The organism is Colwellia sp. PAMC 20917 (assembly GCF_001767295.1).
Taxonomy (GTDB): domain Bacteria; phylum Pseudomonadota; class Gammaproteobacteria; order Enterobacterales; family Alteromonadaceae; genus Colwellia_A.
Map to the genome: position 1 here is coordinate 3,886,174 of NZ_CP014944.1, position 11,925 is coordinate 3,898,098.

At 42.2% G+C, this 11,925-nt stretch carries 6 protein-coding genes, 1 tRNA gene and 3 rRNA genes; 8 read left to right on the plus strand and 2 right to left on the minus strand.

All coding sequences use genetic code 11. The features are described 5' to 3' along the window. Positions 1 to 50: 50 nt before the first annotated feature. The 8 genes from A3Q34_RS16635 (at position 51) to rrf (ending at position 9,711) form a co-directional block, all read left to right on the plus strand. Complete coding sequence (locus A3Q34_RS16635; RefSeq protein ID WP_070376365.1) at positions 51 to 1,094, plus strand: oxidoreductase; 1,044 nt, start codon at positions 51 to 53, stop codon at positions 1,092 to 1,094. Between the two features lie 49 nt (positions 1,095 to 1,143). After that, positions 1,144 to 2,250 (plus strand): enoyl-CoA hydratase/isomerase family protein, encoded by a 1,107-nt coding sequence (locus A3Q34_RS16640; RefSeq protein ID WP_070376366.1) that lies wholly within the window; start codon positions 1,144 to 1,146, stop codon positions 2,248 to 2,250. Between the two features lie 19 nt (positions 2,251 to 2,269). Further along, positions 2,270 to 3,031, plus strand: a complete 762-nt coding sequence (locus tag A3Q34_RS16645) for an SDR family oxidoreductase (RefSeq protein ID WP_070376367.1) — start codon at positions 2,270 to 2,272, stop codon at positions 3,029 to 3,031. A gap of 169 nt (positions 3,032 to 3,200) precedes the next feature. Then, complete coding sequence (gene gmhB / locus A3Q34_RS16650) at positions 3,201 to 3,737, plus strand: D-glycero-beta-D-manno-heptose 1,7-bisphosphate 7-phosphatase (protein ID WP_070376368.1); 537 nt, start codon at positions 3,201 to 3,203, stop codon at positions 3,735 to 3,737. Between the two features lie 607 nt (positions 3,738 to 4,344). Continuing rightward, positions 4,345 to 5,889, plus strand: a 16S ribosomal RNA gene (locus A3Q34_RS16655). Positions 5,890 to 6,047: 158 nt separating this feature from the next. Continuing rightward, positions 6,048 to 6,124: transfer RNA gene (locus A3Q34_RS16660), tRNA-Ile, on the plus strand. A gap of 434 nt (positions 6,125 to 6,558) precedes the next feature. Beyond that, positions 6,559 to 9,449 (plus strand): 23S ribosomal RNA (locus A3Q34_RS16665). A gap of 147 nt (positions 9,450 to 9,596) precedes the next feature. After that, a 5S ribosomal RNA gene (gene rrf, locus A3Q34_RS16670) occupies positions 9,597 to 9,711 on the plus strand. Together the 16S, 23S and 5S rRNA genes with 1 tRNA gene alongside form the textbook arrangement of a ribosomal RNA operon. Before the next feature lie 610 nt (positions 9,712 to 10,321). On the opposite strand, the gene A3Q34_RS16675 is transcribed toward rrf, so the two are convergent. Both A3Q34_RS16675 and A3Q34_RS16680 read right to left on the minus strand, forming a co-directional pair. Further along, positions 10,322 to 10,765, minus strand: coding sequence for a response regulator (locus A3Q34_RS16675; RefSeq protein ID WP_070376369.1), 444 nt, complete (start codon positions 10,763 to 10,765; stop codon positions 10,322 to 10,324). A gap of 36 nt (positions 10,766 to 10,801) precedes the next feature. Then, the gene (locus tag A3Q34_RS16680; RefSeq protein WP_070376370.1) at positions 10,802 to 11,893 is read right to left on the minus strand and encodes a hybrid sensor histidine kinase/response regulator; all 1,092 of its coding nucleotides are present in this window, start codon (positions 11,891 to 11,893) and stop codon (positions 10,802 to 10,804) included. Positions 11,894 to 11,925 lie beyond the last annotated feature (32 nt).

Genomic DNA, 11,925 nt, shown 5'->3' on the forward strand with positions numbered 1-11,925 from the left:
GATGTTAATTCTTCATACACCTTTATTTAGATAATTGAATAGGAATAATTATGTCAACGTTGATCACGGAGTTAAGGCAAGTACCAGATAAATTTACGGCTTTTCGTATTCATCAAATACAAGAGGGTGATAAGAAAAAAATCACCAGTGGGTTTGAGCAAGTTGGTATTGATGATCTAACCGCAGGTGAAGTGGTTATTAAAGTCGCCTATTCAGACATTAATTATAAAGATGCTCTAGCTGCCACAGGAAAAGGAAGAATCTTACGTACTTATCCCTTAGTAGGCGGTATTGATTTATCGGGTGTTGTGGTTAGCTCTGTTGATGATAGGTTTGAAGCTGGTGATAAAGTGCTGGTTTGCGGCGCGCAATTATCTGAACTCTATGATGGTGGTTACAGTGAGTATGCGCGGGTAAAAGCAGATTCAGTCGTGGCATTGCCAACAGGCGTGAGTTTACGTGATGCGATGGCACTCGGTACCGCAGGATATACTGCCGCTCTTGCTATTCAGCGTATGGAAGATAATGGTCAAATTCCAGAGCGAGGTCCGATTGTTGTCACCGGCGCTACCGGTGGTGTTGGTAGTTTTGCTATTAACATGCTGTCAAATATTGGTTATGAAGTGATCGCTTTTACGGGTAAAACAGAACAAGAAGATTATTTAAAAACGCTCGGTGCGACTAAGCTTATTAGTCGTCATGATATTGAAATGGGTAGCAAACCACTAGAAAATGCACAGTGGGGTGGGGCGGTCGATAGTGTTGGCGGTGAAACGTTAGCTTGGCTAACACGCACCACCCATGTTTGGGGAAATATTGCTTCAATTGGTTTAGCTGGTGGCTTCAAATTAGAAACCACTGTTATGCCCTTTATATTAAGAGGCGTGAGCCTACTTGGTATTAACTCAGTCGAAATGCCACTTTCAGTGCGCACACAAGCCTGGAAGCGATTAGCAACAGATTTAAAACCAACAAAACTTGAGCTGATTTCTCCTACGACCATTGAATTTCGAGACTTAGGGAATGCATTTGACGCTTATGTCGATGGCACGGTTACCGGACGAACTGTCGTAGCGATTGATACCAGTCTTTAAATAGCTATCAAAGAGAACATTAAACCGTAAAGAATCGGAGCTAAATTAAATGACAGATGTGATATTTAAAGAGTTAAGCAGCAATAATAATAAACTAATAGCTATAGCAGAACTTAATGCGCCTAAATCGCTTAATGCATTAAATCTTTCGATGATTAAGCTGTTAACCAAAAAACTGCTGTCTTGGCAGCAAGATGACAATATAGCGATGGTTATTTTACAAGGCGCCGGTGAAAAAGCGTTTTGTGCTGGTGGAGATGTTGTTAGCCTGTATAAATATTTACACGCACTAGAGACACCAATAGATGATAACGTCATTACATCAGGCTTCGCTAATGAATTTTTTAGTGAAGAATATGTACTTGACCAATTAATTCATAATTTTAGTAAACCCATTATGATCTGGGGAGATGGTTATATCATGGGCGGCGGCATAGGTTTATTTGCTGGTGCCAGTCATCGTGTAACCACAGAGCGGACTTTGATGGCAATGCCAGAAGTATCAATAGGGCTATTTCCTGATGTAGGGTCAAGTTGGTTTTTTAATAAAACACCTCAAGACCTCGGTTTGTTCTTAGGGATCACCGGTGCTGTGTTTAATGCCGTAGATGCTAACTATCTTGGCTTGTCAGATTATATTATTGATAGTTCATCTAAAAATGGTGTTTTTGATCACTTACTAACAGTCGACTGGCAAGACAATAATCGAAATCACTCACTGCTAAAGCAAGCATTGACCGATTTTTCGAACCGCTTTGAACACCATTTACCCAATGAGGTAAAAAACAATGAAGCGACTATAGCAAAATTATTAGCTTTCGATAATATTGCTGATATACACACAGCGATTTTAAATGTACAAACAGACAATAAATGGCTAAATAAAGCAAAAAACAAATTACTGGCAGGTAGCCCATTGAGTGCTTGTATTATATATAGGCAGCTACAAACGACTAAAACGCTAAGTTTGAGTGAATGTTTTACTTCAGAGTTAAATTTAATCCTTCGTTTTTGTCAGTATGCTGAAGCTTGCGAAGGTATTAGGGCATTATTAGTCGATAAAGACAAAAATCCCAATTGGGCTTTTTCAAATATTAATGATGTTGACCATAAATTAGTTGATTGGTTTTTTAGCCCTATCAACAAAAAAATATAACAGAGATAAAGGAAAAACAATGGATTTGAATGATAAAGTTATCGTCATCACCGGTGGTGGACAAGGCCTAGGACGTTCTATGGCAATTAGCTTAGCAACGAATGGTGCCAAATTAGCGTTAATCGATTTAAATGAATCGTTATTACAAGAAACTGTAAAACTTATTGAAGCAGCAGGTTCTTCGGCAAAGTATTATTTAGCCAACGTGACCAATGAAAGTGAAGTAGAAGCGATTTTTAGCCAGATCAATAATGACTTTTCGGGGATCGACGGCTTAATTAACAATGCCGGAATTTTACGTGACGGTATGTTTGTTAAAGCTAAAGATGGAGTCGTTGCTAAGAAAATGTCATTGGATCAGTTTCAATCCGTCATCGATGTTAATTTAACGGGTGTTTTCCTATGTGGTCGCGAAGCTGCTGTTCACATGATTGAAGGTAAACGTAAAGGTGTCATTATTAATATGTCGTCTATCGCAAGAGCGGGTAATATGGGACAAACCAATTATGCTGCATCTAAAGCGGGTGTTGTCGCTATGACCGTAACTTGGGCGCGCGAGTTAGGACGTCATGGTATTCGCGTTGGCGCTATTGCCCCAGGTGTTATTCGCACAGCAATGACTGATGCGATGAAACCAGAAATGCGTGACCGTTTAGAAAAAATGAAACCCGTTGGCCGCTTAGGTGAAGCAGATGAAATTGCTCACACCGTAAAGTATATTTTTGAAAATGAGTTTTTTACCGGCCGTGTCGTAGAAATTGATGGCGGTCTTTGCATGTAACAAATGTCTTCTGTTTATTAAGAGCAGATATTGAGCAAAATGTCGTTCTTAGATATCTATGCTGCAAAGCATTTGTTAATTCGTGCAGCAAAATATTTAAGAACGATGGCTTAATTAATTAATCTATCAAAAAACCTATCATTAGCCGCTGAGTCAAAAGAAATTAACTATGAAAAAAGCACTGTTTTTAGACAGGGACGGCATTATCAATGTTGACCATGGTTACGTTTATAAAAAAGAAGCATTTGAATTTGTCGAAGATATCTTTACTGTTTGTTTGGATGCGCACCATAAAGGTTATGAAATATTTGTCATTACTAACCAATCGGGTATTGCTAGAGGCAAATATACTGTTGAGCAATTTAATCAACTGACTCTGTGGATGGTAAAGCAATTTAAATCGAAAGGGATCGTAATTGCAGATGTCTATCATTGCCCTCATCATCCAGATAAAGGCGTTGGTGAATACAAGGTGGCCTGTGATTGTAGAAAACCAGAACCTGGTATGATTTTATCAGCTGCTAAAAAGCATGACATTGATTTGGCAAAGAGTATTTTTATTGGTGATAAAGTATCAGATATGCAGGCTGCTGAGCGTGCTGGTATAAAGAGTAGGATATTGCTTGTTGATCAATATAGCGATAATGAGGTGATTAAAGCAGACCGTATCCATAAAATTAGCGAAGCTAGCGCGTATATTAGCTAAATTGTTCGATAAATAAGCGAACAAACGTTTATTTCAAAGTTATTACAAAAAAGGGTTGACGCCCAGCGAGAAATGTCTAGAATGCGCTCCAGTTCCAAGGGGTTCAGTCAAAACGAACCACGAAAGAGCTGTTTTGATAAGTTATCTACATCACTTTAGAGTAAAGTAGTTAACTTAACGTTTATCGATAAGGTTTGAATCTTCGAAAAGAACTTCAAATTAAATTAAATAAAACGTTGACATCGAAACTAGAGTGCGTAGAATACGCATCTCGCTTCAGGTAAGGCCTGCAGCAACGAAGCAAAGCGAATGAGATTTTGTTTCGGTTAACTCTTAGAGTTAACGTTCTTTAACAATTAGTTATCATGCAATTTGTGTGGACACTCACATTACATTGATTTTACATAGTCGGTTCTTAATTCTCTAACGAGAGGCAAGGAAAGACGTAAAACAGTTTAATAATGATGTCACACAGATTAAGTATTAATTATTAATTTAATTAGTACGTTTTATGTAGTTACTACTTCTCTTTTAAGAGTTGTTGGTAACACGACAGAATTCATTGAGCAGATGTCTTAGCTTAGGTTAAGCATCACAAACGATTTTTTAATTGAAGAGTTTGATCATGGCTCAGATTGAACGCTGGCGGCAGGCTTAACACATGCAAGTCGAGCGGTAACAGAGAGTAGCTTGCTACTTTGCTGACGAGCGGCGGACGGGTGAGTAATGCTTGGGAATATGCCATATGGTGGGGGACAACAGTTGGAAACGACTGCTAATACCGCATAACGTCTACGGACCAAAGAGGGGGATTCTTCGGAACCTCTTGCCATTTGATTAGCCCAAGTGAGATTAGCTAGTTGGTGAGGTAATGGCTCACCAAGGCGACGATCTCTAGCTGGTTTGAGAGGATGATCAGCCACACTGGGACTGAGACACGGCCCAGACTCCTACGGGAGGCAGCAGTGGGGAATATTGCACAATGGGCGAAAGCCTGATGCAGCCATGCCGCGTGTGTGAAGAAGGCCTTCGGGTTGTAAAGCACTTTCAGTTGTGAGGAAAGGTGGGTAGTTAATAGCTGCTCGCTGTGACGTTAGCAACAGAAGAAGCACCGGCTAACTCCGTGCCAGCAGCCGCGGTAATACGGAGGGTGCGAGCGTTAATCGGAATTACTGGGCGTAAAGCGTGCGTAGGCGGTTTGTTAAGCAAGATGTGAAAGCCCAGGGCTCAACCTTGGAACTGCATTTTGAACTGGCAAACTAGAGTACTGTAGAGGGTGGTGGAATTTCCAGTGTAGCGGTGAAATGCGTAGAGATTGGAAGGAACATCAGTGGCGAAGGCGGCCACCTGGACAGATACTGACGCTGAGGCACGAAAGCGTGGGGAGCAAACAGGATTAGATACCCTGGTAGTCCACGCCGTAAACGATGTCAACTAGCTGTCTGTGGACTTGATCCGTGGGTAGCGGAGCTAACGCATTAAGTTGACCGCCTGGGGAGTACGGCCGCAAGGTTAAAACTCAAATGAATTGACGGGGGCCCGCACAAGCGGTGGAGCATGTGGTTTAATTCGATGCAACGCGAAGAACCTTACCATCCCTTGACATCCACAGAAGAGACTAGAGATAGACTTGTGCCTTCGGGAACTGTGAGACAGGTGCTGCATGGCTGTCGTCAGCTCGTGTTGTGAAATGTTGGGTTAAGTCCCGCAACGAGCGCAACCCCTATCCTTATTTGCCAGCGCGTTATGGCGGGAACTCTAAGGAGACTGCCGGTGATAAACCGGAGGAAGGTGGGGACGACGTCAAGTCATCATGGCCCTTACGGGATGGGCTACACACGTGCTACAATGGCAAGTACAGAGGGCAGCAATACCGCGAGGTGGAGCGAATCCCACAAAGCTTGTCGTAGTCCGGATTGGAGTCTGCAACTCGACTCCATGAAGTCGGAATCGCTAGTAATCGTAGATCAGAATGCTACGGTGAATACGTTCCCGGGCCTTGTACACACCGCCCGTCACACCATGGGAGTGGGATGCAAAAGAAGTGGCTAGTTTAACCTTCGGGAGGACGGTCACCACTTTGTGTTTCATGACTGGGGTGAAGTCGTAACAAGGTAACCCTAGGGGAACCTGGGGTTGGATCACCTCCTTATCTTGAAGTAAAAACAGTTTAATGGTACATTGATGTTTCTAGGTCGAATTTATACCATCCGTGGTAATTCGACACAGGTATATCTTATACAAGAGTGTCTACACAAATTACATGATAACAAATTAGAAGAAGAAAGCCCTTGGGCTTGCTAATAAGATAGGTCTGTAGCTCAGCTGGTTAGAGCGCACCCCTGATAAGGGTGAGGTCGGCAGTTCAAGTCTGCCCAGACCTACCAATTCATACGCTGAATTGATTAATCTTCTTCATTAAAGAAAAGACCAAATTAAGGTTTACTTTCGTCATACTGAATGTTTTTCAGTATCTGGTGAGTGAATATTAATTTGGTTTTTTAAACCACGTTTTTAACCGAATGCGCGTTAAGAATGAGTTCTTTAACAATCTGGAAAGCTGATATAAATAAGATATTTATAAAGCAACTAACATTAGTAAGGGGTGTCGCGCTCATTACTTCTAAATAGTTTGCATATTTTATAAATATCTACAAAAGCGATTAATAGTGAAAGCTATTAATCAACATTTGTTTGCTCTTACTCAGAGTAAACATCTTATTCAAGACACATTTATTTGTGCGTGAAAATGTCAGACTTTACAATTGCTTGGATTAGTCTCCAGGTGTACTTCGTGTCGAAAGACTACTTAGGGTTGTATGGTTAAGTGACTAAGCGTATGTGGTGGATGCCTTGGCAGTTAGAGGCGATGAAGGACGTGTTAATCTGCGATAAGCATTGGTGAGGTGATAAAAACCGTTATAGCCAATGATTTCCGAATGGGGAAACCCACTGACATAAGTCAGTATCATTAAGTGAATACATAGCTTAATGAAGCGAACCAGGAGAACTGAAACATCTAAGTACCCTGAGGAAAAGAAATCAACCGAGATTTCGTTAGTAGCGGCGAGCGAACGCGAATCAGCCCTTAAGCTTATTGGGCGCTAGTGGAATGTACTGGAAAGTACAACGATACAGGGTGATAGTCCCGTACACAAAAGCAACCTTTGAGTGAAATCGAGTAGGACGGAGCACGTGAAACTTTGTCTGAATATGGGGGGACCATCCTCCAAGGCTAAATACTACTAACTGACCGATAGTGAACCAGTACCGTGAGGGAAAGGCGAAAAGAACCCCTGTGAGGGGAGTGAAATAGAACCTGAAACCGCATACGTACAAGCAGTGGAAGCCGGATTTAGTCCGGTGACTGCGTACCTTTTGTATAATGGGTCAGCGACTTATATTCTGTAGCAAGGTTAACCGATTAGGGGAGCCGTAGCGAAAGCGAGTGTTAACTGCGCGTTTAGTTGCAGGGTATAGACCCGAAACCCGGCGATCTACCCATGGGCAGGTTGAAGGTTGAGTAACATCAACTGGAGGACCGAACACACGTATGTTGAAAAATGCGGTGATGACTTGTGGGTCGGAGTGAAAGGCTAATCAAGCCGGGAGATAGCTGGTTCTCCCCGAAATCTATTTAGGTAGAGCCTCGCACGAACACCATTGGGGGTAGAGCACTGTTAAGGCTAGGGGGTCATCCCGACTTACCAACCCTTTGCAAACTCCGAATACCAATGAGTGATATGCGGGAGACACACTGCGGGTGCTAACGTCCGTTGTGAAGAGGGAAACAACCCAGACCGCCAGCTAAGGTCCCAAAGTACTAGTTAAGTGGGAAACGATGTGGAAAGGCATAGACAGCTAGGAGGTTGGCTTAGAAGCAGCCATCCTTTAAAGAAAGCGTAATAGCTCACTAGTCGAGTCGGTCTGCGCGGAAGATGTAACGGGGCTAAACTAGTCACCGAAGCTGCGGATTCATAGTTTATTATGAGTGGTAGGGGAGCGTTCTGTAAGCCGTTGAAGGTGAGTTGTAAAGCTTGCTGGAGGTATCAGAAGTGCGAATGCTGACATGAGTAACGATAAGGGGAGTGAAAAACTCCCCCGCCGAAAGACCAAGGTTTCCTGTCCCATGTTAATCAGGGCAGGGTAAGTCGGCCCCTAAGGCGAGGCGGAAACGCGTAGTCGATGGGAAACAGATTAATATTTCTGTACTTCTATATATTGCGAAGGAGGGACGGAGTAGGCTAAACAGGCACGGCGTTGGTAGTCCGTGTGAAAGTACGTAGGTGGTTGACTTAGGTAAATCCGGGTCTTCATTCAACACTGAGATACGAGACGAGACTCTACGGAGTTGAAGCTGTTGATGCCATGCTTCCAGGAAAAGCTTCTAAGCTTCAGATATATAGGAACCGTACCCCAAACCGACACAGGTGGTTAGGTAGAGAATACTAAGGCGCTTGAGAGAACTCGGGTGAAGGAACTAGGCAAAATAGTACCGTAACTTCGGGAGAAGGTACGCTACTCTCGGTTAAACCCTTGCGGTGTAAGCTAAGAGTAGTCGAAGTAACCAGGTGGCTGGAACTGTTTATTAAAAACACAGCACTGTGCAAAATCGAAAGATGACGTATACGGTGTGACGCCTGCCCGGTGCCGGAAGGTTAATTGATTCGGTTAGCGCAAGCGAAGCTGATGATCGAAGCCCCGGTAAACGGCGGCCGTAACTATAACGGTCCTAAGGTAGCGAAATTCCTTGTCGGGTAAGTTCCGACCTGCACGAATGGCGTAATCATGGCCACACTGTCTCCACCCGAGACTCAGTGAAATTGAATTTGCGGTTAAGATGCCGTATACCCGCGGCTAGACGGAAAGACCCCGTGAACCTTTACTATAGCTTGACAGTGAACATTGCTCCTACATGTGTAGGATAGGTGGGAGACTATGAAACTTTGTCGCCAGATGAAGTGGAGTCTACCTTGAAATACCACCCTTGTATGCGTGATGTTCTAACCTAGGGCCCTTATCGGGCTTGGGGACACTGTCTGGTGGGTAGTTTGACTGGGGCGGTCTCCTCCCAAAGAGTAACGGAGGAGCACGAAGGTTGGCTAAGTATGGTCGGACATCATACGGTTAGTGCAATGGCATAAGCCAGCTTAACTGCGAGACAGACACGTCGAGCAGGTACGAAAGTAGGTCATAGTGATCCGGTGGTTCTGTATGGAAGGGCCATCGCTCAACGGATAAAAGGTACTCCGGGGATAACAGGCTGATACCGCCCAAGAGTTCATATCGACGGCGGTGTTTGGCACCTCGATGTCGGCTCATCACATCCTGGGGCTGAAGTCGGTCCCAAGGGTATGGCTGTTCGCCATTTAAAGTGGTACGCGAGCTGGGTTTAGAACGTCGTGAGACAGTTCGGTCCCTATCTGCCGTGGGCGTTTGAGAATTGAAGAGGGCTGCTCCTAGTACGAGAGGACCGGAGTGGACGAACCGCTGGTGTTCGGGTTGTTATGCCAATAGCATTGCCCGGTAGCTACGTTCGGAACTGATAACCGCTGAAAGCATCTAAGCGGGAAGCAGGCTTTGAGATGAGTTCTCACTGGAGCTTTAAGCTCCCTAAAGGGTCGTTGGAGACTACAACGTTGATAGGTCAGGTGTGTAAGGACTGCGAGGTCTTGAGCTAACTGATACTAATTGCCCGTGAGGCTTAACCATACAACACCCAAGTAGTTTTACTGCGAAGTGTTTGTAAAAGACTGACATATAAAGAATAACTTCACGCACTGTAATGAATTGAATAAGAAAACGCTTTTATATTTATGGCTCTAGCGAGCAACAGCTTTCAAGATTGTAACCTTTTTGTCTAGCGACAATAGCACTGTGGCACCACCTGATCCCATTCCGAACTCAGAAGTGAAACGCAGTAGCGCCGATGGTAGTGTGGGAGTTCCCATGTGAGAGTAGGACATTGCTAGGCTTCTAATTAAGAAAAACCCGTTACTAACGTAACGGGTTTTTTGCTTTCTGGCGTCTGAAAATATACCATTTATAATTAATTAAGTAGTAGTGCCAACGGTAGTGTGATTTATGTCCGACATGCCCATGTGAGAGTAGGACATTCTCCGCTCCTATTTAGGTCGCTCTTTGCCATCCTTGGCAACGCGACATTAGTATATCCCTACACGTCAGAAACCCGATTCGAAAGAGTCGGGTTTTTTGCTTTGTGGCGTTTAAAAATAAATCATTTATACCTGTAGAGTAGTAGCACCAACGGTAGTGTGACTTATGTTCGACTTGCCCATGTGAGAGTAGGACATTGCTAAGCTCCTATTTAGAGAAACCCGTTACTAACGTAACGGGTTTTTTGCTTTCTGGTGTTTAAAAATACAGGATTTATACCGTAGAGCAGTAGCACCAACGGTAGTGTGACTTATGTTCGATATGGCCATATCAGAGTAATACATTCTCAGCTCTAATAAAGATAACGTAATGGGCTGTTTGATTGCTAGCACTTTAAAAATTACTAGTTTAAATTTTCATGATACTAATAATATAATAATTAAACTCTTAGCAACAATAGGATTTTTTTAGCTAGGTAACTCAGAGGTTAGTACCCAATAGTAATTTAGCTCTTTCATTTTATTAACGAAATCATCAAACTGTAAAGGCTTAGTAATATAGCCACTAGCACCTAAGCTATAACATTCCTCTATTTCGGGTGCTGTGCTTGACGTACTTATCATTACCACAGGAATAACACACAGAGTTGGATCGGCTTTGATTATTTTTAACGTTTCTATACCGCCTTGTCTTGGCATTCTAATATCGAGAAAGATAATATCTGGACGCGTAAATTGACTACTATCTTCAAAGGGGGCTTCATTTCTCAAGTAAGCAACCGCTTGCTCACCATCCATAACATGCGCAATTGTATTTTTAATATTAAAATCACTAAAAGCATCCATCATCAGTTCAGCATGATCAATATTGTCTTCAACCATTAAGGCTGAAATTGCTTTAAGATTATCCATAATTTTTCCCTGTCTGTTTAGCGATACTAAAACGATTTAACCAGTTTGTTTAGCTATTACTTTGACTTTCTTAAATTTTACGGTAAATAGACTTCCTACACCTAATTCAGATTTCGCTTCGATACTACCACTATGATGTTCAATAATACGCTTAACAATACTTAAGCCTAAGCCTGAGCCTGAGAATTTTTTACCATTAACTAGTCGATTAAACGGCGAGAATATTTTATCAACATGTATTGGATCGAAACCGATACCATTGTCTTGCAATAACACTTTAATATAATTACCGGTATCATCCATGACTATGTCGATAATTGGTAAGCTATTATTAAATTTTATGCTGTTAGCAATTAGATTTTGGAACAATAGTTGTAACAAAGCAATGTTACCTGAGATATTAGCCAGCTCATCCGGTATATTCACTTTAAAATCCGTTTGTATTGTGTCTTTAAGTGATCTAACCGCTTTAGTAATAACCTGCTTTAAGTTAACTGTTTCGAATACTTGATTTGTATAGCCTACAGATAAGTAACTTTGTAAGTCTGATACTAAGCTATGTACATCCGTGGTACTTTTCTCAAGGTAGTCAAACCATTTTAATTCATTGGGTGTACAGTCTATTCTTGAGGTTAAATCAGCTTTTAATGCCTTAGACACCCCCATAATACGACTAATATGACCATTGAAATCATGAGACAAGCTAGCACAAAATGCTTGCATGTCTTGATTATATCCAGCAAATTCTTGTTGGTGCCTAAATCTCTCTATAGCATAACAACATGTTTTATATAATAACTGTGGTGTTAATTCGTCTTTAGATAAATAATCTTGAACACCTTTGTTGAGCAATGTTTGCGCAATTTCAATACTGTTTACTGAGGTCAATATCACCATTGGCAAGGGATTCGTTTGTAGACTTAACCACAGTACAGTTTCCCTTATAGTGGAATCAGGCAGTTGTAAGTCACACAGGCATATATCAAAGTGTTCAGAGGAAAGTCTTGCAGCACCTGCAGATAAAGTTTCTGACCTTACGACATGAACATGTATTTCTGTAATAGATGCAAAAGCATCTTCAATAATCTCAAAATGATCAGGGTTGTCCTCTATTACCATTACTTTCATGATATGTGTTTTCCTATGTCATTAATGAAATG